The following is a 24,698-nucleotide window of genomic DNA, read 5'->3' as shown; positions in this document are numbered from 1 at the left end:
CCAGACCTGATTCGCCCAGGACCGACTTAGCATCCTTGCCCTGCACTTGGGCATAAATTGGTCGATCAACTCATCGGGAAACAGCTTCGGTGCCTTCGGGTTCTTGCTCTTCTTTGTCACGGTTGCTTCGGTCATAGAATGTTATTTCCGTTATCGTCTCATGACCTCTGCACACAGAAAATCTGACAGGCTCACGCCCGGTTCGGCCCGCGATGGTTCACGTCCCCGCCTGACAGCGCCGCCGACACAGCCAGATGACGAACGTCGTTATGTGGCTCTCTCGCTTCTTGCCACTGCGCGCAGAGGTTGCCGTGGTTTGGTTCTCGCTGTTTGCCATTCCGCTGCTGAGCTCCTTGCTACCGAACCGGCACGCAATGACGCTCGGGGCGCTTCTCTTGCGAGACAGACTGTCCGCCGCTTAGGTACTCGAACGCTTCAAGTACTTCGGACTCGCATTGCTCTTCGTGAACGTGTCAATCGGCGGCGTCATGACGGCGTAAGCCCCCGGACGCTACTGGTAGTTTGTCACCTCAAGCGACCATCCCGCAGTCCGCTGCGGAAATTGAACCGAACGACGGGATAGTTTTGCCGTGAGCTTCAATGTCGATCTACGAGGCAAGCTCGTTGTCGCAGGGCCACAGGTGCGACGGATGAACGAGAAGACAAGCACCGCTGCATAGCCAGACGGGTACGCATTCGATGTAGTACGCAGCATAGCCTTAAGCACCGAACTGGTTGAATTGGCGGAGGGCGCAGTCTTGAGATCGCACGATTGGACAGTCAATCGCCGCAGGAAAAAGGCGCAACTGACGATGAGCAAACGGGGCGGTGAGCGGGCTGAAAGACCGTTCACCACCCTGATGATGTCGCGCCGTCGAGCTTAGTGCTGTGCGATCGTTGCCTTGTTCGCGACGCCGACTTGCGTCACGGCCGCCGAGTTGCCATAGCCGGCTTGCGTCAGCGACGCGGTGTTACCGAGGCCAGCCTGTGCGATCAGCCCGACATTGCCCGCGCCGCTTTGCGAAGCGGTGGCGATGTTGCCGAGGCCGCCCTGAACGAGCGTCAGCTCTTCACGCGAACCCGTCTGCGATGCGCTCACCGAGTTCAGTTCGCCGATTTGCGTCGACAGCAGCGACGACTCCACCGCGGCCTGTTGCGACAGGTCTGCGTTGTTGTTGTTGCCGATCTGCAGTGCGTTCACGGTGTTGTAGCCACCGAAGCGTTGCGCGACCGAAGCGGTGTTTTCGCTGCCGCTCTGGATCACCGTCGTGTGGTCGTTGGCTTCATACAGTTGGTCGACATAGACCTTGTTGAACGCCGCGCCGCTCTGAACGACGTTGGTCGTTTCGTTTTGCGCGTTGATCTGGTGGACGCTCACGAGGTTCGGCAGGCTCGCGCCGCTCTGGTCGATGCTTGTGTGATTGCCGCCGCCGTTGGTCGACGAGACGTTCGCGATCTCGGCGCCGTCCTGCTTGATCGACACCGTGTCGGCGAGTTCGCTGCTTTGCTGCACCGAAGCGTCCGTGCCGCCGCCCGTCTGCGTGATGGTCGTCTTGTTGAAGCCGCCGCCGTTGGTATTGACCACGGCCTTGTCGTTGCCACGGTCTTGCGAGATTTGCACGTTGTTGCCGATCGTGCTGGTCTGCGTCACCGTGGCGTCGCCTCCATTGATCTTGCCGTAGGCCTTGTTCATGCCCTGATCGATGTTGACGATGTTGCTCGACGCGCCGGTCTGGGTGATCTTCGCCTTGCTGTTCGAACCGTTCTGGTTGATCGAGTCGTTGTCGAACGAGGACGTGGTTTGCGACACGCTGGCCGTCGAATTGCTGCCCGACTGCGAGATGCGGGTTTGCTCGGCATAGGCACCGTCTTGCGTCACCGTCGCGTTCAGGTTCGAATTGTTGCCGACGCCGTTCTGCTTGATGTCGGTCTTGTTGAACGCGCCGGTCGTCGACGTGACCGTGGCGGTCGCGCCATTGGCCGTTTGCTGCACCTTCACGTCGTCATAGCTGGACGCTTGCTGGTCGACCTTCGCCGTGTTGCCGTTGCCGAACTGCGCGACGCTCGCGCGCTCGCCCACCGAGTAGCTGTCCGCTGCGAATGCCGACGTCGATGCCAGTGCTGCCAGACCCATAGCGATGATGATTGCCTTGACTTTCATTTTTGTACGCCTCGTTGATTTGATATTGGAATACTTCGATTGATTACCGCTTACGGATGACAGCCCCCGCTGCCATGCCGGCCCACTCCACTGCGAACTGCCCCGCACCTGCGGTCTCGAAACTTTGCTGCCCTGGTCTCCTCCCACCTACTTCATCAATACCGAAGCTCGCGCGCCGTTGCCGGTCTGCGTGACCGACAGGCCGGCGCCGTTGCGGCTCTGCAGGATGGTGACCGAGTCGTTGGTGCCGAGCTGCGTCACCCGCGATGACATCGACGAACCGATCTGCGTGACCGTTGCTGCGTTGCCGCTGCCGCTCTGCACGGTGACCGAGCGATTGCTCGTGCCCGCCTGGTAGCCGCCGTACTGGTTGCCGCTGCCGCTTTGCGAAAGCGCCATCCAGTTGTCCGTTCCTGTTTGCGCCATGACGGCCGCGTTGGCGACGCCCGCCTGATTCGCCATCAGCCCGTTGTGCCCGGATTGCACGGCGGTCAGGCGGTTTTCCGCGCCGGCCTGCTTGACTCTCGCGACTTGCGTCGCGCCGCCGAAGCCCGGCTCCGACGGACCGAAGTCCGAAACCGGCGACAGGTCCGCGGCGAACACCGCGAGCGACACGCTCACGACCGCGCCGAGCGCCGCGCCAAGCGCGAGCTTCGGGATACGCGGAGTTTTCATGCTGGTCTCCTCCTGTTCGATTGGCTCAACCGCTCACGCCGCTGCCAACGGCCTTGGGCGGATCGACCTTGGCCGGGTCGTAGGGCGGATTCACCGCTTCCATCGTCTGCGCGTAGCCCTGGTTTTCCTGCAGATAGCGCTGCATCGTCGGGTCGTACCAGTCCTTCATGTCCTTGAGCGACCAGGTCTGGTTAGCCACACCCTGCACGATCAGGTGCACGAGCGCGGATTCGATCGCCTCGTTCACGCACAACTGCTGCGGCTCGTTGCGCGTCATTCCGATCTCGGCCTGCAGCAAATCCTTGAAGCCGATGAAGCGGTACACGCCGGTGTCGATCTGGATCGAATAGATGGTCTTGGTCGTCGAGACGCTGTTGAGGATCGTGCCGTTGCGGATATCCACGGCGCGCAGGTTCACCGTCACCTGATCGACGCGATACTGCTGCGACGCCGAGATCCCCAGATACGCGATGCCCGCTCCGCCCGTGCGGATATTTGAGTCGTAGCCGACGATGCCGCCTTCGAGCACGATGCTCGCGGGCGCCAGCGCGCCGATCTGCGGGATCACGCGGTTCTTGTCGTCGGGCGTCTCCAGTGCGCGCATGATCTTGCGTTCGGTCAGCAGGTCCTGAAGGTTCTCGCGTTCGACCGGCGTGAACCAGCCGGAATCGCGCATCGCCTTGACAAGGAACGAGGCGCCGCCCTGCGTCACCTGCGACGAGAACGAACTGTCTGGCGACGGCTTGTACTGGCCGGTCAGGTCGCGAAAGCCGTACACGGCGGCGGTGATCCTGCCCTTGGGCGGCGGCAGGTGCGTGAGGTCCCGCGTGACGCGCGTCGGCGGCGTGAGCGTCGCGTTGCCGGCCGAGGCCATCGGCTGGGTCACGCAACCCGTGAGCAGCATCGTCGAGAAGACCATTGCAGCCAGAGTCGTGCGCATGGCGGTGGTTTTCGCGGCATTCTTGTTCATTTCGTATTGCTCTCGCGTTACTGGCCGTTGCCGACGATGAAAGTGGTCGATGCGCCCGTGGTCTTGTCGGTCGTCGTGACTTGCAGGTTGTTGCCCGAGACCTGCGTGATCGAAATCGAGAAGTTGCCCGTGTTGATCGTGCCCGGATGCAGCGTGCCGTCGGTGCCGACGATCGAACTCGAAATCGACGACGCGACGCGCGAGAGGATCGCCTGCTGCAACTGCGTGTTGAACTGGTCGAGCGTGGACTGGCCGCTCGTGCCGAGTCCGCTCGTCGCCGGGTCCTTGTACTTGTTCTGCGCGTTCGCCTCGTTAAGCAGGTTCGGCCCGTTCAGCGGGTTGCCGCCGAAGTTCGGATTGATCGGCTCGTAAACGAGCGCGGTGGAGTGAGCGGCGACAATCTGAATCGAGAGCGCGCAGGCGAGCGCCGCGCGTTTGACAAGCGCATTCATTTTCATCGTGATTCCCCGTAGCTGGCCGTGTTGCGTTTTATTAGAGTTCGTCCGTCGCCATGTCGGCGTCGCGGAACAGCAGGCGCGTCAGGTCCGCCTGCATGACGTTCTGGAACGCCACCTGCGCCGCGCCTTCCGCGACGGGCCGCACGTTGGAACGGGCGATCGGCAGGAACGCCTGAAACACGCGGCGCTGGCCGTATTCCACCCAGACCAGACTGCCGTAGCGCGCGGAAGGCCGCTCGTGCACCGAGACGATGTAGCGCTCGGAGAGCGGAATCGCGCTCCAGGCCTGCGCGAACCAGTTATAGAAATCCTGGCCCGCGAGCGTGACGGTGTCGGTGGTGACGACACCGCCGAGCGTGGCGTCGAGCGGCTGCTGATTGTTGACGTCCGCGGCGCGGGCGCGCGGCGCGCCGGCGAGCGTTTCGCTCTTGTCAAGCGAGGACGCCGCGTTCAGCGTGCCGCGCGGCGTGAGCGGCGCGCCATTGGCAGCGGGTAGCGGTCCGGTCTTGTTGACCGGGCTTGGGGTCGGCGTGCTCGGCAGCGAGATGAGCGGCTGAGCCTGGTTGGCGACATCGACATGAATGGCCGGCGGCGTCTCCGCGTCTTGCGCCCATGCACTCGTGACGACGGTCGATGCTGCGATGCACACCGCGATGGCCGGCCCTTTGAAGGGCTGATTGTTTTTTTCCCGCTGCATGACTTCCCCGTATGCCCGTGGTCGCTTTGGTGCTGCCTTTGGGCTTGTTCTATTTGTATGACGGGACGAATTTTGCGTAATAAACTGTAACTGTTATGTTGTATGTCCCACATAAAACTGAGGAAGTGCCGAACTTCGAGATGGCGTTCGCCAGGTAACGTCCGAGCAAGGATGCAGGCGAATGACGCTTCTTGGCCGGTTGCCGAAGTTCGCAGTTTGACCGCCGGACATTAGAGGCCACCGCGGAACGGCAAACCACAATGCGCTGCGCACCATCGGCAGGCACCGGTCCGAACGCTAGCCCAGCTATTTCTTTGGCGACGCGATTTCGCCCAAAACCCCAAGCAGCGATTTGAAGTCAAGTGGCTTGACAAAGTGATGATCGAAGCCAGCAGCCAGTGCTTTCTCTTTATCTTGCGGCAAGCCATATCCGGTGACTGCAACCAGGACCACCTTCGCCGTTTCAGCTCTGTTGCGAAGCATGCCGGCCAACTCATAGCCGTCAATATCCGGCAGGCCAACATCGAGCAGGCAGACGTCCGGGCGCCAACGTTCGACTACCTCAAGAGCCGTTGTCGCGTCGGAAGCGTACTGTACGTCGTTGCCCGCGGTTTCGACCAGCATCCCTAGCGCCTCCGCCGCGTCCGCATTATCGTCAACGATCAGCATCTTCAATTCGGCGAGCGAAGACGACTCGCCGGCCGTTGGGTGCTCGGCCCGATAAAGGCCCGCATGCGTGACTTCGAGGTAGGGCAGGCAGACGACGAACGTGCTGCCAAGCCCAGGGCCCGCGCTCCACGCATAGACAGAACCGCCATGTGCCGTTACAAGACTTCGCACCAGCGCCAAACCGATTCCCAGTCCGCCCTGTGACCGGTCGGCGCTGCGCTCTGCCTGTGAAAACAATTCAAACGCATGAGCGGTGACGTCGGGGGTCATGCCAATCCCGTTGTCTGACACGACCAGCTTAACGTTCCCGCTCTCGATGCGCACTGTGAAATCGATCGTTCCTCCCTCCGGCGTGTATTTTGCGGCGTTGATAAGCAGATTGGCCAGCACTTGAATCAAGCGCTTCTCGTCTCCGCGCACCAGCGCGGCGCCGGGTGAAGTATGGAGCGAAAAGCGGTGCTTTTTCCGCTCAATGATGGGTCGCACCTGCTCAATGGCATCCGCTGCCGCTCGATTCAGGTCCAACACCTCGAATTCATATTGCACTAAGCCTTGCGTGACGCGTGAAACATCAAGAAGATCCTCGATCAGGCTCGCCATGTGTTTCGCCTGACGGGCGATGATGGCGCTCGCCTTGCTCACCCGCGGTTCGTCGTTGGGGAACACCCTGATTAGATCGGCCGCCGATGCAATGGGAGCAAGCGGGTTGCGTAGCTCGTGAGAAAGCATCGCCAGGAATTCGTCCTTGCGTTTTGCGGCAACCAGCAATTCCTCCTCGGCCGCTATCCGTTCGGTGATGTCCAACTGGGCGACGACCGCGCCCGTGATCTCGCCGTTTTCGTCCCGGATCGGTGCACCGCTGCTTAAGAGAACTCGCCGGACCGGCGGTTCGTCGAAACTCTCGATCTCGAGTAAATCACCGACTGCCTCTTCCCCGCGAAGGGCTCTTGCTGTCGTCCAATCGGCAAGCTCCAGGGCGTGTCCGTGCCGCGTCGAGTGGTCCGCCCAGCGAGCCCTCCAACTACCGAGATCAGCGAGAGTCGTTCGGGTCGGGTGATGTTGGCCCCACAACTGCGCAAACATTCGGTTCTCGCGCTCGATCGCACCGTTGCGGTCGCTGACGACAATCCCGACGGGCACCACCTCGAGAAGTGCATCGAGACGGCGAGTGGCGGCCTCTGCCAGCAGCGCCGCCGCCCGGGCGCCGCGTTCGCTTCGTTTGCGTCGCTGATCAGCGTTTCGCTGCTCGGTGATATCCGAAAACAGGATGGCCACTTGGTTCGGTCTAGACGGGTCCAGGCGAAATGCGTGCACGTTGTACCAACGGTCGAGCATCGCCGCTTCGTTCTGGAAATGCGCCGGCATGCCCGTTCGCGCGACTTCGCCGTAGGTCTCGAACCAGTGCTTTTCATGATGAGGCGCCAGTTCCAGCATGGTTCGTCCGGTTGCTTTGACCAAGCCGGTTTGCGCCTCGAACGCCGGATTCACGGTGAGAAACCGATAGTCAGCAGCCGTTCCGTCCTCGTGGAATAGCATCTCAATGATGCAAAAGCCTTGATTGATTTGCTCAAACAACGTGCGATACCGAAGTTCGCTGTCAGGAAGCGTCGCGGAAGACGCGATTTCTGCAGCCGCCTTGCACGCGGTGACGGTCTGGCGGACGCAGACGAGTTCACCGCTTTCATCATGCACCGGCGCATGCTCCACTCTCCAACTGCACTTTGCCTCGGTCAGCGCGGCGTGTTCGCCATACTCGGCGGTCAGAATGACGCAGTCCGGTGTTCCGCTCGCCACGACGAGTGCAATTGAGCCTCGTAACGCTTCCCGCGTCGATTCGCATCCAACAAGCGCTAGCTCAGAAAGATCATAGAGACTGACGCCGACGACCGGTCTCGCCTCGACGGAAAACGCATGCGAGAAAGCGTCACTGACTGCAAGCACGATTGCATCGGGACCAGTCGATAGAAGCATGCATGCAGCGGGGGAGGCACGAAACGCGTTCTTGTAGACAGATAGAGATGGCACTTCGTCAGCTTCGCTCATGTCATTGGGGGAAAGACCGTTGGTGGTTGGCTGATGCAATCGCGCTGAAATCTTGCAGCGTCGATACCGGCCCGTTTTTCAGCAATATGCGATCCTCGAACGCAGCCGATAACTGGCTCGAAACGTCGTCGCAAGCGAGGGGAGATTACTCCGCTTCATCTGCGTAAGCGCGCCGCCGCGTCGAGCATGCGTCGGCGTTCAGCGCGAACATAGATGGAGGTCGTTTGCAAGGATGCATGGCCAAGAATGGCCTGCACGACATCGGTTGGCATCTCACGCGCCGCCGCACGCGTGCCGAACGTACGTCGGAAAGCATGCGCCGAGACGTGTCAGGAATCTTGTGTGCTGAGGCCGGTTAGAATCTAAGTGATGGCGCTGGTGAAGCGCTCGCTATTGGTGCTGTCGGCGCCTCCCGGAGGCGGACTTCCGAGCCTCCTCTCTGCTCTGCTGACGCCCCGACGGCATTCGATCGAGGCGCCTTGACGCAAGACTCGCCTACGCCGGCTTGATGTTCGACGCTTGCTTGCCCTTGGGACCCATCTTCTCTTCGTAGCTCACCTTTTGCCCTTCTGCGAGCGTCTTGAACCCCTCCGAACGGATCTCCGAGAAGTGCGCAAACAAGTCATCGCCGCCCGCGTCCGGCGTGATGAAACCAAAACCCTTTGCATCGTTGAACCACTTGACCGTACCGGTTGCCATTTTGATTGACCCTGAAAGTTAAAGACGGCGCCGCCCTCGCGAACGCCCGGCCCTATCTTGACTGGCCGCAGCCGGCAACGCAATTGATTGGTTTTCGGTGGCTCCCGTCACGTGGGTCGTCTGTTGCGCCTTCTTAACGCAGTCAAGCCTGATGAAGGACCCACGACTGCCGCCCCTTCCCTCTCGCTCGAAAACGTGCGACAGACGCCGCAACGCGGGGATCAGACTGGAATCCGGCAACGAAATCGGCGTGCTGGGTAGGGAAACGAGGATAGGCAGAGCATTGCTCTCTGTCCCGCTTAGCGAATGCTTCAGAAAAGTGAGCTCGCGAGCGCGCGTACCCCGGGACCGGAAAGGTCGCCTGCCGAAAGCTCGCATCGGATTCAAGCTTGATCGAGGCGCCATTTTTCCTCACCCGCCGCGCCATCGAGCGCGATAGCGTTCTGATGCAGCGCGCAGAAGAGGAGCGTGCCGTCGATGGCGAGCGGCGTGACTTCATCGGTCGTTTCGACCCCGGATCATTCTGGCCTTTTATTCGACGGTGCGAAAACGCCACGCTTCACCCAGGTCGTGGATACCGCCCTTGCCGATCTCACGAGCGTTACGTAGCGAGTGGCGGCCTGCGTGTTGCGTTATGCGCGCTAGTCGAAGGTGAATTAAGAAACCGCTTCATCCATCGCAAGCCGAGACTTGCCGAGCTGTTCCAACAGACGCAGGTACGGACGCGGCACATTCGTTGCGTAAGAGCCTGTGCCGCGTCGGCGCCCTATCGACCAACCTGGAGAAATCATGCCCACTAAAACACTGAATGACCTTTTCATCCACGCGCTTTCCGACGTCTATAGCGCGGAAAAGCAGTTGACTAAGGCGTTGCCGAAACTGGCGAGAGCGGCGACCAGCCCAGAGCTAGCTGCGGCATTCACTACCCACCTCGAGGAAACGCAAGGCCAGATCGAACGGATCGACCAAGTTGTCGAAGCTTCTCAAATCAGACTGAAACGCGTGAAGTGCGTTGCAATGGAGGGCCTCGTCGAGGAGGGGCAGGAGCAAATTGAAGAGATTGAAAAAGGTCCCATTTTGGACGCGGCGCTGATTGCCGCCGCTCAAAAGGTCGAACACTATGAAATTGCGACCTATGGGACGTTAGCCACCTTAGCGAAGAAGCTCGGATACACGGAGGGCATGAAGTTGCTGCTCGAGACGCTACAGGAAGAAAAGGCGACCGACGAGAAGCTCACCATGCTCGCCAAGCAAGAGCTTTCTCAGGAAGAGGTAGGCAAGTAAGGGCATCGGCGCCGCACGGCCCTCAGGCCGGAGAAGCGACGCATTGCGCACGTAGAGACTTGACGATGGGAGTATGACCATGACTGATCCGAAGGAGCACCTCCTTGACTGGCTGCGGGATGCCCATGCGATGGAGCAGCAAGCAGAGCAGATGTTGCGCGCACAGTCCGGGCGGCTCGAACACTATCCGGAACTCAAGGCGCGAATTGATCAGCACCTGGAAGAGACGCTTGGTCAGCAAAAACTTGTGGCCCAGTGTATCGAGCGGTTGGGCGGCAGCACATCGACTATCAAGGATTTGGCTGCAAAAGCTATGGCGTTTGGACAGGCTGCCGGTGGAATGACAATGTCGGACGAGGTTGTTAAGGGCGCAATATCCAGCTATGTTTTTGAAAATCTCGAGATTGCTTCGTACACGTCGCTGATCGCGGCGGCAGAGGCAAACGGGGACTACGAGACAAAGTCAGCCTGCGAGCAGATCTTGCCTCAAGAAGTTGCGATGGCGCAGTGGCTCCTGGAGCATCTTCCCCAGGTAACGCAAAGGTATCTTGCGCTCGCCGCGACGCCCGGCGCGGAAGCAAAAAAATAGCGGGCTAGAAACTCGCGTCCACGATGTCGTCGCAACGAGTCGTAGTTCAGCAGGGGCAAACGTCTTACGCCGTCCCGTCTACGGGGCGGCGCTCTTCTGGGCCCAGTAGCAATGTAAGCACGGTGTCGCATCGGAGAGGAGGCGGAGCTAGTTGATCGGCACGCATTCGATTCTCACCGACTGGACCCCTTGGACGCTTAGCATAATTTCAGCGAATGTGCGGACGGCCGAGGCTTCCGCCTTTCCAACAAAGGTTAGCCTGTTGGTCGTTTCAGTGAGACATGTCAGGAAGCGCAAACTGCAGTACGCCGCAATCTGTCTGACTGTGTCTTGAGGCAACGCCTCGGATGAACGACATACGATCGTGATTTCGAAAGTCCGCATCGCAGCTCCGCTCAAATCGCCTCGACTATGGCGGGAATAAGTTCAGTGCAATCCGCGGGCCGTGAGCGCATTTTGTCAAGTGCGCGGCTGCAAGGACAAGGTTAGACGTGGGCGGTTTCAAACTGAAGTGCAACACGAGGTTCAGTGTTTAGCGCTTTGTGATTGGCTGGCTGAGGAAAGTGTCGCAGCGAAGACCACGAATGGCGAATGGAATGCGTGAGTTGCGCGCGGCCGGCTGTTCAAGCTGTCGGCGATAGCATCGAGTTCGTCCTGACTTAGACTGAGAGGTCAGAGTCTTTGGGGAGGTACTGGCGCAGCAATCGGTTGGTGTTCTCGCAAGTGCCGCTACCGCGGGCTGTCCGGGTCGCAGAAATACAGGCGCACGCCAGTGGCTGCAGTGAGTTCTTGATGCCGCGACATTTCTTTGCCCTGGTCGTAGGTAAAGGTTTGTCGCAAGGGCGCAGCAATCGAGTTGAGTTTGGCAGGGAAACCCGCCAGCGCTGAAGTGGCGGTGGCGTCTTCCATCTTGGCGAGCAACATCAGGCGGCTGGTCCGTTCGACCAGAACACCAACGGACGATTGATTGCCGGCGCCTTTGATGAAGTCGCTTTCCCAGTGGCTGCAGCAGGCGGTCGTCGATTTCGGGGTGGGCGCACGTGAATACTGACCATGTAGGGAACCTGCCCGCTCCGGTCCGTGCCGCGCGCGCGGGACATGCGGGTGCTATGGCCGTGGCGCAGGCAGGCAATCAACTGGCGGCGTAGTTCGCCGCGTGGCTGCGCGTAAATGGCCGTGTAGATGGTTTCGTGTGAAACCTGCTGGGTCGGGTCAGTCGGGTACATACGCTTGTATGTGCCCGATATCTGCTGGCGCGACCATTTCCTATCGAGCGGGGTGGGACGATGCGCCCGCAGACGTGCCGACGAATGGACGCGCGGCTGCCACGAGCACGTTGCGCTTGCTGCTTTGCCATTCGCCCGCATCTGAGAGCGATTAAGGTTCACGGGAGACTCCCAGTCAATGCACATCGCTCGTAGGATCGACGATGCCCGCCAAGCGCATTCCAGTCACGACGCACCTTTGCCTTTCAGTGCTTCTATCGGTATGCCGGGAGACCGCCCCGCGAGACGCTCGAATTCGCTCGGATCGTGACTGGAAAAGACCGCGACATCGCGGGCGGAAACGTCGTTGCACAGTGCACGCAGCCGTACCTGATTGCGTCGGCGCGCATCGCCGTCCTTGTCCCCCCCGTCATGAGAATAGCAGCGACGCGCAATCGACGCGCCTGCACTCGTAAGATACGGCACAGTCTCTGCATACGCATTCGCCGGCTATTTTACCGACGGAGATATCATGGCTTTCCAGCTTTAAAACCTGCGTGAAACCGCAGCGCCGACGGCAAACCTGGTCTTCGCGTCGTGGATTTTCTTACAATACTCGGCCAGAAGTTCGTTAGCGCATTCGACCGATATCGAGCGCCGGTCGCGGAATACCGGCGCCTTTGTGCCACGAACGCTATGCAACAAGAACTGAAGATTACGTAGCAGCTTTGAGATAGATTCACTGGCATCAGCTATTTCGAGACTTTGCCGCATGACGTATGTAAATGGGGTTGCCCGATAATACAAGTTGAGCCGTCGCAGTGGTAGCTTCTTTCCGATCCCTCTGAAGCATCGATGCCTGCCGCGGATCAAAGGAGGCACGATACAGTTCATAAGCCGCGAGTAAAAGCGGTGGTAGGCCACAAATAGCGTAAAGAATCTCATGGTCCGCAGGTCGACGTCGAGGCGCATCAGCACCGGCGTGGCCGCCGCCGCGATCAGGCCGACCGCGATGGCGTCGCCGTACCTCACAACGTCCTAGAGATCAAGCATGTCGAGTGGGATGCGGACATTCTCGAGTTCGTCGCCATTGGCACGGTCGTGGTCCATAACATGACACCAAGGGCTTCAGGGCCCACGACGGCGGTCCTTCCACCTCGGACCTACCAGGTCAGGATTTCTACACGCTGCTGAATTCCGGCTACCGGCCCATCGAACTGGTGATGGGCAGTTGCGTGTACCACGTCGCACACCGCGGCATGAAGGCGTTTAATCAGGCCGGTCGCAACGCGGAACTGGAGCAGTTCACCCAAGCGATTTACAGCGCGCGCGAACTGGCAATCGAGCGCATGCAGATCGAAGCGCAGACCGCCAAGGCCGGAGGCGTGATCGGCACGATGATCCATGAAAAGTCGCACCGCTGGGAAAGTCACGCGATCGAATTCTTCGCAATTGGCACGGCGGTTGCGCCGCTGAATGTCGAAATCGAGGCCAAGGAAATTCCGGCGCCGACCCTTGTGCTATCCGTGAACGACTGATCCAGCGAGTGGCATAACCGTGAACAAAAGGCAAAAGAATGGGATCACCTCTGATTAAGACTACGCTGAACAAGTATCGAATTTCGGACGCGGCCACATTGCCATAAGGCTTTGGGGGCACGAAAAAGACCTACTGTAAGCGTGAAACCCCGGCCGCACCAATCACGTCGAGACACTTTGAAGACATCGGTGGTTCCCGTCTTTCGATCGCGCGCCGCTTCAGTCGATCAGCGCCGGTTCGTGAATCGCGCGCGTGAGCAGCGACAAAAACGCTTCCACCGCCTGCGGCAAGGTGCGACCGGCCATCGTCTGGACCTGGAGGGTGCGCTGATGCAGTTCGACGTTGCTGATCGGAATGGCGGCAAGCCCGTCCGATTCCAGCCGCCCGCGCACCGTCAGATAACCCGTGAGCGTCACCGCGTCTGTGCGCTGCACGAAGCTCTGCAACGCGGCGTGATAGTTGCTCGTGAACGCGGGTTCGAAGATGAGACCTTCGAGGCTGCACGCGATATCGAATAACTGCCGGATCGTGACGCCCTCGCCGGACATCGCCAGCGGCCACGCGGTGAGATCGGCGAGCGTCACGGACTCGCGCGCGGCAAGCGGATGCCCGCGCCGCATCAGCGCGAAGATCGGCGCGCGCTGCGAATGAACCACCGTCACGTCCTTCTCCGGCGCGAGGCTGAAGCACACCGCGATATCGGACGCGCCCTCGCGCACCCGCTGCGTCGCGACCGACGGCGCCATCACGTCGAGCTGAAAATGCGCGGCCGGATGCGTGTCCAGAAAGCGCGCGAACACCTGTGGCAGGAAATCGCGCGCGACGCCCTCCGAACTCGCAACGCGTATCGTCGCGCGCCCGTCCGCCGTCAGCCCGCGAATCTCGCCGGTCACGCGCTCGTTTTCGAGCAGGCTGCGCCGCGCATGCGCGGCAAGCAGGCGCCCCGCTTCGCTCAATACCATCCCGCGCGGACGCCGCTCGAAAAGCGGCGTACCCAGTTCGTCCTCCAGCTTTGCGATCTGCCGGCTCAACGCCGACACCGCCACAAAAAGCTTCTCGGATGCCCGCGACAGCGACCCGCTCTGAGCCACTTCGAGGAAATAACGCAGCGCGGTGCTTTGCATGTTGATGGCTTCTCCGGTTTGCCTTTTCGGCAACGATATCTGCCAAATATTGTGATTGTCCACAAATATCGGCGACAGCAAGATCGGCGCAACGCTTTTGATTCGAACCCTGCGCGCCACCGCGCGCGCCGCACCGGAGAACGATGTGACACGTGAGTCGGCCATTCAAAACGCGGCGAATCGCTATGATTCCGGCCGCTTTCTCGAAGACCTCGCGCGGCGCGTCGCGTTGCGCACGGAGAGTCAGGAGGCGGACAGCGGCGCGCTGCTGCGCGCCTATCTCGACGACGAAATCGCGCCCGCGCTCGTGCGTCTCGGCTTTCGATGCCGCGTCGTCGAGAATCCGCAGGCGGGCGCGGGGCCGTTCCTGGTCGCGCATCGCCATGAATCCGACGATCTGCCGACCGTGCTGACCTACGGTCACGGCGACGTCGTGCGCGGCTACGACGCGCAGTGGAACGACGGACTCTCGCCGTGGCGCGTGACGGTCGACGGCGACCGCTGGTACGGACGCGGCACCGCCGACAACAAGGGCCAGCACGGCATCAACCTCGCCGCGCTCGCCGCCGTGCTCGAAGCGCGCGGCGGCCGGCTCGGCTTCAATCTCAAGATGCTGTTCGAGACCGGCGAGGAAGTCGGCTCGCCGGGGCTGCACGCGCTCGGCGCGCAACTGCGCGACGAGCTCGCCGCCGATGTGCTGATCGCCTCCGACGGCCCGCGGCTCGCCGCCAAGCGCCCGACGCTCTTTCTCGGCTCGCGCGGCGTCGTGAACTTCCGGCTCGACGTGCGGCTGCGCGAAGGCGGCCATCATTCGGGCAACTGGGGCGGTCTGCTGCGCAATCCGGGCGTGGTGCTCGCGAACGCGATCGCGTCGATGGTGGATGCGAACGGCCGCATTCTCGTCGACGGGCTGCGTCCGCCGCCCGTGCCCCCGGCCGTGCGCCGCGCGCTCGCGGATATCGAAGTGGGCGGCAACCCGGGCGAACCTGCGATCGACACGGATTACGGCGAACCCGGCCTCACGCCGACCGAGCGCGTATTCGGCTGGAACAATCTCGAAGTGCTGGCGTTTCGCACGGGCAATCCGGAGAAGCCCGTCAACGCGATTCCGCCGCATGCGTACGCGCACATGCAGATCCGCTTTGTCGTCGGCACGGACTGGGAAGCGCTCGAAGCGCTCGTGCGGCGCCATCTCGATGCGCACGGTTTTCACATGATCGAAGTCGATGTCGAGCGCGGCAGTCCCGCGACGCGCGTCGATCCCGAGAACGCGTGGGTGCAATGGGCGCGGCAGTCCTTGCGGGAGACCACCGGCCAGGAGCCCGTGCTGCTGCCGAATCTCGGCGGCACGCTGCCGAACGACGTCTTCGCCGACATCCTCGGCATGCCGACGCTCTGGGTGCCGCACTCCTACCCCGGCTGCTCGCAGCACGCGCCGAACGAGCATCTGCTCGGTTCCGTCGCGCGCGAAGGGCTCTGCATGATGGCGGGCCTCTTCTGGGATCTCGGCGACGCCCGCGGCTTGCCGACCAAAGCCATCGCGACGATCGCGAAGGAGCACAGCCATGAGCACTGACTTCGCCGCCGAAGGGCGCTCAGGCGCAACCAGCGCGGGTCATACAAGCATGTCGCGGCTGATTCTCGCGACTTCGATCGGCAATGCGCTCGAGTTTTACGACCTGGTCGTCTACGGCTATTTCGCCTCGACGCTCTCGCACCTGTTCTTCCCGACGAGCGACCGCACCGTCTCGCTGCTGCTCACGCTCGGCACGTTCGCGCTGTCGTATCTCGCGCGGCCGGTGGGCGCCTTCGTGCTCGGCTCATACAGCGACCGCCGCGGCCGCAAGGCATCGCTTACGCTCTCGATCGCGATGATGACGATCGGCACCGGCATGGTCGCGCTGATGCCGACCTACGCGACCATCGGCATCCTCGCGCCGATCGGCATCTTTTTGTCGCGGCTGTTGCAGGGCTTCTCGGCGGGCGGCGAGTTCGGCAGTTCGACGGCGTTTTTGATCGAACATGCGCCCAAGCGCAGCGGGTTCATGTCGAGCTGGCAGTTCGCGAGCCAGGGCGCGAGCACGCTGCTCGCCTCCGCGTTCGGCGCGGTGCTGACCGGCATGCTCACGCAGCCGCAACTCGAAAGCTGGGGCTGGCGCATTCCGTTCCTGTTCGGCATGCTGATCGGGCCGATCGGGCTCTACATCCGCCGTCATATCGACGAGACGCCCGAGTTCGAACGCACCGAACGCTCCGCTTCGCCGATCCGCGAAGTGCTCGCGACGCAAAAGGAGCGCCTGTTGGTGTCGATCGGCTCGCTCGTGCTGACCACGACCGCGAACTACATGCTGCTCTACATGCCGACTTACGCCGCGCGCCAGCTCGGGCTCGCCCCTTCATATGGCTTCATCGCGACGCTCGTCGCGGGCTTCATCGTGATGGTGCTGACGCCGTTCGTCGGCCACTGGTCGGACAAGGTCGGCAGGACGCGCATCATGCTCGGCGCGGGCACGCTTTTCTTCCTCACGATCTATCCGGCGTTCATGTTCATGAACGCGCATCCCTCGCTCGCGACGCTGCTCGCCGCCGTGATCTGGGTGGCCGTGCTGAAGGCGACCTACTTCGCGCCGATTCCCGCGCTGATGTCGGACCTGTTCCCGACGCGCACGCGCACGACCGGCATGGCGGTCGGCTACAACATCGGCACGACGGTGTTCGGCGGCTTCACGCCGCTCGCGGTGGCGTCGCTGATCGCCGCGACGGGCAACAATCTGGCGCCGGGCTTTTATCTGATGCTCGCGGCGGTTATCAGTCTCTTCACGCTCGTGTGGGCGCGCCGGCGCCTGAACGCGCACTGAATTTCGCACTGGATTTAAAAGGAATCGCAAGACATGCAACACGACGATCTGCAACGCGCGGTGCAATTCGCAATCGATCATGAAACGACGTGGGATCGCAGTGTCGACGGCGTGTTCGGCGTGCATCCGAACGACCCGCCGCCGTGGAACCGCCTGCTCGGCCCGGTGCACGACCGCGGACCGGTGTCGGGGACGATCGCGGTCGACGGACGCGTGCTCGCGTCATGGGGTGAGCCGGATCGCGCGGACCTGACCTTCAGCATCGCGAAGACTTATCTTGCGCTGCTCGCAGGCGTCGCGCACGATCGCGGCTTGCTGCCCGACGTCGACGAACCGATTTGCCGGCGCGTGCCCGGCATCGGTTTCGACGACGAACACAACGCAAGCGTGACGTGGGCGCAGATACTTCAGCAGACGAGCGAATGGCAAGGCGCGTGCTTCGGCCTGCCGGATCAGGCCGACCACTATCGCGCGGTCACGTTCGGCGAGCCGCCCGCCGGCAGGAAGGGCGACTTGCGCAAGCTGCGCACGCCCGGCACGTACTGGGAATACAACGACGTGCGGATCAATCAGTTGTCGCTGGCGCTCTTGCATTTGTTCCGCCGGCCGCTGCCCGAGGTGTTTCGCGAGGCGATTATGCGTCCGGTGGGCGCGAGCGAAGACTGGCAGTGGGTGGGATATGACCATGCGTGGGTCGAGATCGACGGACGGCGCGTGCAGTCCGTGCCGGGTGGGACGCATTGGGGCGGCGGTCTTTCGATCAGCGCGAACGATCAGGCGAAGGTCGCGCAGATGCTGCTCGACGATGGCATGGCGAACGGCCGGCGGGTTCTGTCGAGCGAGTGGCTCGCGCGCATGCGCACGCCCTGCGCGATCGCGCCGTTCTACGGCTACCTCGTCTGGCTCAATCACGAGCGACGCGTGTTTCCGAGCGTGCCCGCTTCGAGCTGGTTCGCGATCGGCGCGGGCGGTTCGTTCATGTGGATCGAGCCCGAGCGGCGGATGACGCTCATCGTTCGGTGGCTCAATCCTGAGCATGCCGATGCGTTCTTTGGGCTCGTGTTGGATGCGGCTGACGCTCGTGGTCGGGAGGCGGTCGGGTACGCCGCCTGATGTTTCTCTGCTTCTATGGAACTTGTATTCGCCCGGACAGCGCATTGCTAATAGACCGACGCGAAAGCAAGTTCCACAGAAGCGCAAGCGCATCGGTCCAATCCTGCCGAAAGCGCCAGGCCTCCCCTCACCCTTCCAGAATCGCCCCCTCTTCCTTCAACGCCCGAATGCGCGCTTCGCTGAACCCATACTCGGCGAGCACTTCCGACGTATGCTGCCCCAAGAGCGGCGCAGGCCGCGACGACTCCGCGCGTCCCTCGGAGAAATGAATCGGCAGCCCGATCCCGCGCATGCGCCCCGCGAGCGGATGCTCCGTCTGAACGATCATCCCGCGCGCGATCGCCTGCTCGTGCGCGGCGGCTTCCGGCACTTCGAGCACCGGTCCCGAAGGCAAGCCGATCGCATCGAACGACGCGAGCCACTCCGCCGTCGTGCGCTCGACGAGCCGTGCCGTCAGGATATCGACCAGCGCGCCGCGGTGCTTCAGGCGCCCCGCGTTGGTCTGGAAGCGCTCATCGTCGGCAAGCCCCGGAATCTCCAGCACGCCGACGAGCCGCTCGTAGTTGCTCTGGTTCGCAGCACCAATGTTCACCCAGCCGTCGCGCGTGCGAAACGCCTGATACGGCGCGCTCGTCGGGTTCGCGGAACCGGCCTTCGGCAGCACCGTGCCATCGGCGAAGTAGTTGGCGAACGCCCAGTACATCTGCTGCAGACCCGCTTCGAAGAGCGACGTGTCGACCATCTGCCCGAGCCCCGTCTTCTGCTTGCCCGCGTAGGCCGCGCAGATACCAAGCGCGGCAAGGATGCCCGCGTTGATGTCGGTGACGGGCGAGCCTGCCTTGATCGGCGCCTGTCCCGGTTCGCCGGTCATGCTCATGAGTCCGCTCATCCCCTGCGCGATCAAATCGAAGCCGCCCTTGTCGGCCATCGGTCCGCTGCGCCCGAACCCCGAGATCGCGCAATAGATGAGGCCGGGGTTGTCGCGCCTGAGCGCCTCGTAGCCCATGCCGAGCTTTTCCATCGTGCCGCGACGGTAGTTCTCGGTGACGACATCCGCGGTCGCGAGCATCTTGCGCAGCACTTCGCGCCCGCCCTCGGTCTTGAGATTGAGCGCGATACCGCGCTTGTTGCGATTGACGATCAGGAACGACGCCGATTCGCCGCCTTCGAGGATCGGCGCAAAGCGGCGGCAGTCGTCGCCGCCGGGGACCTTCTCGACCTTGATGACGTCGGCGCCCATGTCGGCGAGCATCATGCCGCAGATGGGCCCCGACATGATGTGCGCCAGCTCGACGACCTTCATGCCGGCAAGCGGTCCTTGTGCGTGGTGGGTCATGTCAGCGTCCCTTGAATTGCGGCTTCACCTTGTCGAGGAAAGCCTGATAGCCTGCGCGAAAATCCTCGGTGCCATAGCAGGCAAAGCCTTCGTCGCGTTCCTCGGGCGAGAGCGGCGCCGGGTCCATCACGCGTCTGACGAACTGCTTGTGCCAGCGCGCGACGAGCGGCGCGCCATCCGCGATGCGGCGTGCGGTCTCGTAGGTCTCGGCGGTGACCTGATCGTCGGGCACGATGCGCGTGACGAGCCGCTTCTCGAACGCTTCGCGCGCATCGAACACGCGGCCTTCCAGCAGAATCTCCAGCGCGACCGCCGGTCCCGCAAGACGCACGAGTCCTTCGATCTCCGCATGCGCCATCACGAGCCCGAGGTTCTTGATGGGCACGCCGAAGCGGCTCGATTCGCCGCAGATGCGCAAATCGCACATCGCCGCGATCTCGAGCCCGCCGCCCACGCAGATGCCGTGAATCATCGCGACGAGCGGATGCCGGCAGTCCTTCAGCGCGCTGAGCGTGCGGTGCATGATCGCGCCGTACTCGCGCGCCTGCTCGACATTCGCGCGGTCGGTGCGGAATTCGGCGATGTCGTTGCCCGGCGAAAACGCTTTCTCGCCTGCGCCGCGCAGCACGATGCAGCGCAGCGAGTCGTCGGCGGAGAGCGTTTCGATGGCATCGCCGAGTGCGCGCCACAGGGGTTTCGTCATCGCGTTCAGCTTCTCCGGCCGGTCGATGACGACGGTCGCGATGGTCTCCTCGCGTTCTATCGTGATGGATGCGTCAGCCACGTTCACTCTCCGTTCAAACAAACTTGCGCGCGTCGCGGGCCGCCGCTTCGCCGCCCTCGACTTCGAGCGCGCGATCCGGGCGCATCGTGAACGAGAGCACGATGCCCGCCGCCATCAGCACCATCGAGACGGTGAACGGCAGGTTCCAGTTGCCCGTGCGGTCGATGAGAAAGCCGCCCATCACCGGGCTGATGATCGCCGCGAGCGCGGAGCCCGAATTCATGATGCCGCTCGCGGTGCCCGCGTGCTTCGGCGCGATGTCCATCGGCACGGCCCACATCGGTCCGATCGTCATCTCGTTGAAGAAGAACCCGCCGGACAGGCACAGCGCCGCCATCGTGATCGAGATGTCGGACACGAGCATGATCGGTGCGAGCGAGAGCAGCGTGAGCAGCATGCACACGCCGACCATCACGTTGCGCGCGAGACGCAGGTTGCCGCTCTTGCGCAGGATGCGGTCGGTGATCGAGCCGCCGAGCCAGTCGCCAAGCACGCCCGCGAAGAACACGCCCGACGCGAAGAGCGCCGACTTGCCGAGCTGCATGTGATAGTTGTGCAGGAAGTACTGCGGAATCCAGCCGAGGAAAAGCCACAACACCCAGCCATAGCAGAAGTACACGGCGGTGACGGGCGCCATGCGTCCGAGCAGCGCGCGCCACGGCACGGGCAGCCGCTCCTTGATGCCGGAATAGTTCGAGAGCGTCGCGCACTCTGGCTCGGTGATCTTCGGATGCTCGCGCGGATTGTCGCGGAAGTACCAGATCCAGGCCACTGCCCACAGGAAGCTCACGATGCCCGTGATGATGAACGCGCCGCGCCAGCTCGTCGCGACCATCAGCCAGACGATGAGCGGCGGCGCCACCGCATTGCCGATGCGCGATGCCGCGTGCGTCGTGCCTTGCGCGAAGCCGCGCTGGTCGGCGGGAACCCAGTTGGACATGGCGCGCGTCGCGGTCGGGAACGTGGCGCCTTCGCCGAGGCCGAGCAAGAGGCGCGCGACGATCAGCGAGACGAAGCCGCCCGCCATGCCCGTCATGACCGTGGCGCCGGCCCAGATGACCGCGCAGACGGCGAGCGTGCGGTGCGGACCGAAGCGGTCGCCGACCCAGCCGCCGATGATCTGGAACACGAGATACGGATAGGCGAACGCGGAGAACACGAAGCCGATCTCCGTGTGCGACAGGTGCAGCTCCGAGGCGAATGCGCTCGCAGCGGTACTGACATTGACTCGATCGACATACGTGATGAAATACATCGCGCATAGCAGCAACAGAACGCGCGTCGTGGCTCGACGGAACATCATCGTCTCCTTGGGGCTGCGTGTTTCGCAGGCGCATGCGTGCGCCCGAAGCGGACTGCTCGTGTTGTGTTGTCTTTAACCGGATGCGGTCATTGCATCCGGCGTGCGATGGTCCGGATTCTCGGTTTGCGCGGTCGTGTCATGGCTTGTCTCCTGTCTTCTGTGCTGCTGGTTTTGGTCGATTCAATCTGCCAGCGCCGCGGCCAGCACCTGCGCCACATGCAGCGCATGCTTTTGCGTACCGTCGGCGATCTGATGCCTGCAACTCGTGCCATCGGCGACGATCACCGCGTCGCCCGCTGCGCGAACCGCCGGCAGCAGGGACAGTTCCGCCATCGCCTTCGATGCCTCGACATGCTCCGCCTCGTAGCCGAAGCTGCCCGCCATCCCGCAACACGACGATTCGACCACCGACACGTCGAGCCCCGGAATCCAGCCGAGCACCGTCTGCACGGGATGAAACGCGTCCAACGCTTTCTGATGGCAATGTCCGTGGACGAGCGCCTTCGGCGTGTCGAGCGGCTTAAGCGAGAGACGCATACGGGCCGCCGCCGTCTCGCGCACGAGGAATTCCTCGAAGAGAAACGACGACTTCGACAGGCGCACGGCTTCATCGCCATAACCGAAGCCTAAGAATTCGTCGCGCAGCGTCAGCAGGCACGACGGCTCCAGCCCGACGATCGGCACGCCGCGCTCGACGAACGGCATGAGCGCGTCGAGCGTGCGGCGTGCTTCCGCCTTCGCTTCGTCGACGAGTCCTGCGGCCAGAAACGTGCGCCCGCAGCAGAGCGGCTGTTCGTTCGGCATCCTATTGAAATGCACCGCGTAGCCGGCCGCTTCGAGCACGCGTTTAGCCGCGCGCGCGTTGTCCGGTTCGATGCAGTTGTTGAACGTATCGACGAAGAGCAGCACTTCCTTCGTGCCGGCGGGCGGCGTCTCCGGCTGTACCGCGCGTTCGAGGAACGACCGTGTGAAGCGCGGAAACGAGCGCTCCGCGGCGAGACCGAGCCGCTTCTTGAGCCACGGCATCTTGTCGATCGCGCCGAAGAGCGACGGCATGCGGCTCGCATACGGCGCATAGCGCGGCAGGAACGCGATGAGCCGCTCGCGCACGCGCAGACCGTGGCGGGCCGTCCAGGCCGCGCGCGCTTCGATCTTGATGCGCGCCATGTCGACGCCCGTCGGACAGTCGCGCTTGCAGCCCTTGCACGACACGCACAGGTCGAGCACGTCCTTGACGTCCTGGCTCGCGAGTCCGTCTTCGCTGAGCTGGCCGGACAACGCGAGCCGCAGCGTGTTCGCGCGGCCGCGCGTCACGTGCTGTTCGTCCTTCGTGATGCGATAGCTCGGGCACATCGTGCCGGCGTCGAACTTGCGGCAATGGCCGTTGTTGTTGCACATCTCGACAGCCTTCGCGAGCCCGCTGCTCAGGTCGCCACCGGAACCGGGGCCGCCTTCTTGGCCCGTCAGCGGATCGCGCGTGACGTTCCATGCCGACCAGTCGAGTTGCGTCTTCAATGCGCGCTCGCGATACGTCGGCGGGAAACGGAAGTACGCTGCGTCGTCCATCTTCGGCGGATTCACGATGCGATCCGGGCTCATGCGATTGTCCGGATCGAAGAGCGCCTTGATGTCGCGAAACGCTTCGTTGATGCGCGGACCGTATTGCCACGCAACCCATTCGCCGCGGCACAGGCCGTCGCCGTGTTCGCCCGAATACGCGCCCTTGTATTCGCGCACCATCGCCGCCGCTTCTTCCGCGATCGCGCGCATCTTCTGCGCGCCGTCGCGGCGCATGTCGAGAATCGGCCGCACGTGCAGCGTGCCGACGCTCGCGTGCGCATACCACGTCCCTTCCGTGCGATGCCTGCGAAACACCTCGGTCAGCCGCCCCGTGTATTCCGCGAGATGTTCGAGCGGCACGGCGCAGTCTTCGATGAAGGACACCGGCTTGCCGTCGCCCTTCATGCTCATCATGATGTTCAGACCCGCCTTGCGCACTTCCCAGAGCGCCTTCTGCGGCGCCGCGTCGGGCATCTCGACCACCGATCCGGGCAGGCCGAGATCGCCCATCAATTCGACGAGCTGCGCGAGCTTCGCCGCCTGCGTGGTCTTGTCCGCGCCCGCGAACTCCACGAGCAGCACCGCCTGCGGCTCGCCGACCAGCGCCTTCTCGATGACCGGACGAAACGCGGGATTGCCCATCGACAGGTCGATCATCGTGCGATCGACCAGTTCGACCGCGACCGGCCCGAGCTTCACGATGTGCTGCGTCATGTCCATCGCGTCGTGGAAGGTCGGGAAGTTCACGACGCCGAGCGTCTTGTGCGCGGGCAGCGGCGCGAGCTTGAGCGTGAGCTGCCGGCTGAACGCGAGCGTGCCTTCCGATCCGACCAGCAAGTTCGCGAGGTTCGGCTCGTCGCCGGCGCTGAATGGCAGCGGGCTCTGGCAATCGAAGAGGTCGATGTTGTAGCCCGCCACGCGCCGCAAGACTTTTGGCACGCGCTCGCGAATCTCGTCGCGCTCGCGCTGTGCAATCCGCGCGACGCCTTCGACGAGCGCGCGCGTGCGGGCATCGGCGGCCATCTGCGAGAGCGCGGCGAAGCGCGCCTCGTGACCGTCGGCGAGCACGGCGTCGATCGCCTCGACGTTGTGCACCATGATCCCGTATTCCATCGAGCGCGAGCCGCACGAATTGTTGCCCGCCATCCCGCCGATCGTGCATTGCGCGCTCGTCGACACATCGACCGGGAACCACAGCCCATGCGGCTTCAGCCACGCATTGAGGTGATCGAGCACGACGCCCGGTTCGACCGTCACCGTCTGCGCGTCCTTGTCGAAGTGGACGATGTTGTTGAGCCACTTGCTCGTATCGACGACGAGCGCCTCGCCGACCGTCTGTCCGCACTGGCTCGTGCCCGCGCCGCGTGCGAGCACGGCGGTCCGGCTGTCGCGGGCGATGTCGAGCGCGAGCTTGAGATCGTCCTGGTCCTTCGGCACCACGACGCCGAGCGGCATGATCTGATAGATCGACGCATCGGTGGCGTAGCGGCCGCGCGCGGCGCGCTCGAACAGCACGTCGCCCTTCAACTCCTTGTGCAGGCGCGCGGCGAGCGGCGTGAGCGCGGCACGCGCGGACGCGGGCAGCAAGTGAATCGGCTTGACGAGCGCTTCGGAGGTTCGGGTCAGCATGG

General features: G+C 62.8%; 21 protein-coding genes and 3 pseudogenes. 7 read left to right on the top strand and 17 right to left on the bottom strand.

Annotated features, from left to right (window positions below):
- Nucleotides 1-135: pseudogene (locus AWB66_RS34435) on the bottom strand (IS256 family transposase); the annotation flags it as partial.
- Nucleotides 136-254: 119 nt separating this feature from the next.
- Between AWB66_RS34435 and AWB66_RS34980 the strand changes: the two are divergent.
- A complete protein-coding gene (locus tag AWB66_RS34980) occupies nt 255-422 on the top strand; it encodes a putative Na+/H+ antiporter (protein ID WP_407642306.1) in 168 nt (55 codons plus the stop codon).
- A gap of 458 nt (nt 423-880) precedes the next feature.
- Here the strand turns inward: AWB66_RS34980 and AWB66_RS22335 are convergent, their stop codons facing one another.
- From AWB66_RS22335 to AWB66_RS35285, 9 genes and pseudogenes are all read right to left on the bottom strand, one after another.
- Complete coding sequence (locus AWB66_RS22335) at nt 881-2,161, bottom strand: hypothetical protein (protein ID WP_087632355.1); 1,281 nt, start codon at nt 2,159-2,161, stop codon at nt 881-883.
- A 147-nt stretch (nt 2,162-2,308) separates the two neighbouring features.
- On the bottom strand, nt 2,309-2,836 hold the full coding sequence (locus AWB66_RS22340) for a hypothetical protein (protein WP_087632356.1): 528 nt from the start codon (nt 2,834-2,836) through the stop codon (nt 2,309-2,311).
- A gap of 25 nt (nt 2,837-2,861) precedes the next feature.
- Nucleotides 2,862-3,806, bottom strand: a complete 945-nt coding sequence (locus AWB66_RS22345; RefSeq protein ID WP_087632357.1) for a CsgG/HfaB family protein — start codon at nt 3,804-3,806, stop codon at nt 2,862-2,864.
- 17 nt (nt 3,807-3,823) lie between these two features.
- Nucleotides 3,824-4,258: a curli assembly protein CsgF gene (locus AWB66_RS22350; protein ID WP_235021196.1), complete on the bottom strand. Its 435-nt coding sequence runs from the start codon at nt 4,256-4,258 to the stop codon at nt 3,824-3,826.
- A 40-nt stretch (nt 4,259-4,298) separates the two neighbouring features.
- Nucleotides 4,299-4,961 (bottom strand): CsgE family curli-type amyloid fiber assembly protein, encoded by a 663-nt coding sequence (locus AWB66_RS22355; RefSeq protein ID WP_087632359.1) that lies wholly within the window; start codon nt 4,959-4,961, stop codon nt 4,299-4,301.
- Between the two features lie 306 nt (nt 4,962-5,267).
- Nucleotides 5,268-7,673 carry an ATP-binding protein gene (locus AWB66_RS22360; protein ID WP_087632360.1) on the bottom strand — a complete coding sequence of 802 codons (2,406 nt, stop codon included), beginning with the start codon at nt 7,671-7,673 and terminating at the stop codon, nt 5,268-5,270.
- A 155-nt stretch (nt 7,674-7,828) separates the two neighbouring features.
- Nucleotides 7,829-7,999, bottom strand: a pseudogene (locus AWB66_RS22365) (tyrosine-type recombinase/integrase); the annotation flags it as partial.
- 169 nt (nt 8,000-8,168) lie between these two features.
- Nucleotides 8,169-8,372 carry a cold-shock protein gene (locus AWB66_RS22370; protein ID WP_087632361.1) on the bottom strand — a complete coding sequence of 68 codons (204 nt, stop codon included), beginning with the start codon at nt 8,370-8,372 and terminating at the stop codon, nt 8,169-8,171.
- A 383-nt stretch (nt 8,373-8,755) separates the two neighbouring features.
- Nucleotides 8,756-8,824 carry a hypothetical protein gene (locus AWB66_RS35285; RefSeq protein ID WP_456151191.1) on the bottom strand — a complete coding sequence of 23 codons (69 nt, stop codon included), beginning with the start codon at nt 8,822-8,824 and terminating at the stop codon, nt 8,756-8,758.
- Between the two features lie 337 nt (nt 8,825-9,161).
- Here AWB66_RS35285 and AWB66_RS22375 point away from each other — a divergent pair, with 337 nt between their 5' ends.
- Nucleotides 9,162-9,656: a YciE/YciF ferroxidase family protein gene (locus AWB66_RS22375; RefSeq protein WP_087632362.1), complete on the top strand. Its 495-nt coding sequence runs from the start codon at nt 9,162-9,164 to the stop codon at nt 9,654-9,656.
- A gap of 79 nt (nt 9,657-9,735) precedes the next feature.
- Nucleotides 9,736-10,245, top strand: a complete 510-nt coding sequence (locus tag AWB66_RS22380) for a ferritin-like domain-containing protein (RefSeq protein ID WP_087632404.1) — start codon at nt 9,736-9,738, stop codon at nt 10,243-10,245.
- Between the two features lie 525 nt (nt 10,246-10,770).
- On the opposite strand, the pseudogene AWB66_RS22385 reads toward AWB66_RS22380, so the two are convergent.
- Both AWB66_RS22385 and AWB66_RS22390 read right to left on the bottom strand, forming a co-directional pair.
- Nucleotides 10,771-11,691, bottom strand: a pseudogene (locus tag AWB66_RS22385) (IS30 family transposase).
- A 305-nt stretch (nt 11,692-11,996) separates the two neighbouring features.
- The gene (locus AWB66_RS22390; protein ID WP_087632363.1) at nt 11,997-12,482 is read right to left on the bottom strand and encodes a hypothetical protein; all 486 of its coding nucleotides are present in this window, start codon (nt 12,480-12,482) and stop codon (nt 11,997-11,999) included.
- A gap of 227 nt (nt 12,483-12,709) precedes the next feature.
- On the opposite strand from AWB66_RS22390, the gene AWB66_RS34445 reads away from it, so the two are divergent.
- Nucleotides 12,710-12,988: a heavy metal-binding domain-containing protein gene (locus tag AWB66_RS34445; protein ID WP_235021197.1), complete on the top strand. Its 279-nt coding sequence runs from the start codon at nt 12,710-12,712 to the stop codon at nt 12,986-12,988.
- 219 nt (nt 12,989-13,207) lie between these two features.
- On the opposite strand, the gene AWB66_RS22400 is transcribed toward AWB66_RS34445, so the two are convergent.
- Nucleotides 13,208-14,113: a LysR family transcriptional regulator gene (locus tag AWB66_RS22400; protein WP_062640976.1), complete on the bottom strand. Its 906-nt coding sequence runs from the start codon at nt 14,111-14,113 to the stop codon at nt 13,208-13,210.
- A gap of 145 nt (nt 14,114-14,258) precedes the next feature.
- Between AWB66_RS22400 and AWB66_RS22405 the strand changes: the two genes are divergently transcribed.
- From AWB66_RS22405 to AWB66_RS22415, 3 genes are read left to right on the top strand one after another with little or no spacing between them, the layout of a single operon-like run.
- Nucleotides 14,259-15,689 (top strand): M20 family metallopeptidase, encoded by a 1,431-nt coding sequence (locus tag AWB66_RS22405; protein ID WP_087632405.1) that lies wholly within the window; start codon nt 14,259-14,261, stop codon nt 15,687-15,689.
- Complete coding sequence (locus AWB66_RS22410; RefSeq protein WP_087632364.1) at nt 15,679-16,971, top strand: MFS transporter; 1,293 nt, start codon at nt 15,679-15,681, stop codon at nt 16,969-16,971. The genes AWB66_RS22405 and AWB66_RS22410 overlap by 11 nt, the downstream gene beginning before the upstream one ends.
- 33 nt (nt 16,972-17,004) lie before the next feature.
- Nucleotides 17,005-18,084: a serine hydrolase domain-containing protein gene (locus tag AWB66_RS22415; protein WP_087632365.1), complete on the top strand. Its 1,080-nt coding sequence runs from the start codon at nt 17,005-17,007 to the stop codon at nt 18,082-18,084.
- Between the two features lie 127 nt (nt 18,085-18,211).
- Here the strand turns inward: AWB66_RS22415 and AWB66_RS22420 are convergent, their stop codons facing one another.
- From AWB66_RS22420 to AWB66_RS22435, 4 genes are all read right to left on the bottom strand, one after another.
- Nucleotides 18,212-19,420: a CaiB/BaiF CoA transferase family protein gene (locus tag AWB66_RS22420; protein ID WP_235021198.1), complete on the bottom strand. Its 1,209-nt coding sequence runs from the start codon at nt 19,418-19,420 to the stop codon at nt 18,212-18,214.
- A 1-nt stretch (nt 19,421) separates the two neighbouring features.
- Nucleotides 19,422-20,204, bottom strand: coding sequence for an enoyl-CoA hydratase/isomerase family protein (locus AWB66_RS22425; protein ID WP_087632367.1), 783 nt, complete (start codon nt 20,202-20,204; stop codon nt 19,422-19,424).
- A gap of 13 nt (nt 20,205-20,217) precedes the next feature.
- Nucleotides 20,218-21,507 (bottom strand): MFS transporter, encoded by a 1,290-nt coding sequence (locus AWB66_RS22430; protein WP_087632368.1) that lies wholly within the window; start codon nt 21,505-21,507, stop codon nt 20,218-20,220.
- Between the two features lie 180 nt (nt 21,508-21,687).
- A complete protein-coding gene (locus AWB66_RS22435) occupies nt 21,688-24,696 on the bottom strand; it encodes an FAD-binding and (Fe-S)-binding domain-containing protein (RefSeq protein ID WP_087632369.1) in 3,009 nt (1,002 codons plus the stop codon).
- Nucleotides 24,697-24,698: the final 2 nt, after the last annotated feature.

It is taken from the genome of Caballeronia telluris (assembly GCF_001544495.1).
Classification (GTDB): domain Bacteria; phylum Pseudomonadota; class Gammaproteobacteria; order Burkholderiales; family Burkholderiaceae; genus Caballeronia; species Caballeronia telluris.
This window is presented reverse-complemented; position numbering and strand designations above follow the sequence as displayed.

What these genes read in the sequence shown, in the direction of transcription:
- AWB66_RS34980 (WP_407642306.1), top strand. Translation starts at nt 255, where the DNA reads ATGACGAACGTCGTTATGTGGCTCTCTCGCTTCTTGCCACTGCGCGCA.
- AWB66_RS22335 (WP_087632355.1), bottom strand. Translation starts at nt 2,161, where the DNA reads ATGAAAGTCAAGGCAATCATCATCGCTATGGGTCTGGCAGCACTGGCA.
- AWB66_RS22340 (WP_087632356.1), bottom strand. Translation starts at nt 2,836, where the DNA reads ATGAAAACTCCGCGTATCCCGAAGCTCGCGCTTGGCGCGGCGCTCGGC.
- AWB66_RS22345 (WP_087632357.1), bottom strand. Translation starts at nt 3,806, where the DNA reads ATGAACAAGAATGCCGCGAAAACCACCGCCATGCGCACGACTCTGGCT.
- AWB66_RS22350 (WP_235021196.1), bottom strand. Translation starts at nt 4,258, where the DNA reads ATGAATGCGCTTGTCAAACGCGCGGCGCTCGCCTGCGCGCTCTCGATT.
- AWB66_RS22355 (WP_087632359.1), bottom strand. Translation starts at nt 4,961, where the DNA reads ATGCAGCGGGAAAAAAACAATCAGCCCTTCAAAGGGCCGGCCATCGCG.
- AWB66_RS22360 (WP_087632360.1), bottom strand. Translation starts at nt 7,673, where the DNA reads ATGAGCGAAGCTGACGAAGTGCCATCTCTATCTGTCTACAAGAACGCG.
- AWB66_RS22370 (WP_087632361.1), bottom strand. Translation starts at nt 8,372, where the DNA reads ATGGCAACCGGTACGGTCAAGTGGTTCAACGATGCAAAGGGTTTTGGT.
- AWB66_RS22375 (WP_087632362.1), top strand. Translation starts at nt 9,162, where the DNA reads ATGCCCACTAAAACACTGAATGACCTTTTCATCCACGCGCTTTCCGAC.
- AWB66_RS22380 (WP_087632404.1), top strand. Translation starts at nt 9,736, where the DNA reads ATGACTGATCCGAAGGAGCACCTCCTTGACTGGCTGCGGGATGCCCAT.
- AWB66_RS34445 (WP_235021197.1), top strand. Translation starts at nt 12,710, where the DNA reads ATGAAGGCGTTTAATCAGGCCGGTCGCAACGCGGAACTGGAGCAGTTC.
- AWB66_RS22400 (WP_062640976.1), bottom strand. Translation starts at nt 14,113, where the DNA reads ATGCAAAGCACCGCGCTGCGTTATTTCCTCGAAGTGGCTCAGAGCGGG.
- AWB66_RS22410 (WP_087632364.1), top strand. Translation starts at nt 15,679, where the DNA reads ATGAGCACTGACTTCGCCGCCGAAGGGCGCTCAGGCGCAACCAGCGCG.
- AWB66_RS22415 (WP_087632365.1), top strand. Translation starts at nt 17,005, where the DNA reads ATGCAACACGACGATCTGCAACGCGCGGTGCAATTCGCAATCGATCAT.
- AWB66_RS22420 (WP_235021198.1), bottom strand. Translation starts at nt 19,420, where the DNA reads ATGACCCACCACGCACAAGGACCGCTTGCCGGCATGAAGGTCGTCGAG.
- AWB66_RS22430 (WP_087632368.1), bottom strand. Translation starts at nt 21,507, where the DNA reads ATGATGTTCCGTCGAGCCACGACGCGCGTTCTGTTGCTGCTATGCGCG.
- AWB66_RS22435 (WP_087632369.1), bottom strand. Translation starts at nt 24,696, where the DNA reads ATGCTGACCCGAACCTCCGAAGCGCTCGTCAAGCCGATTCACTTGCTG.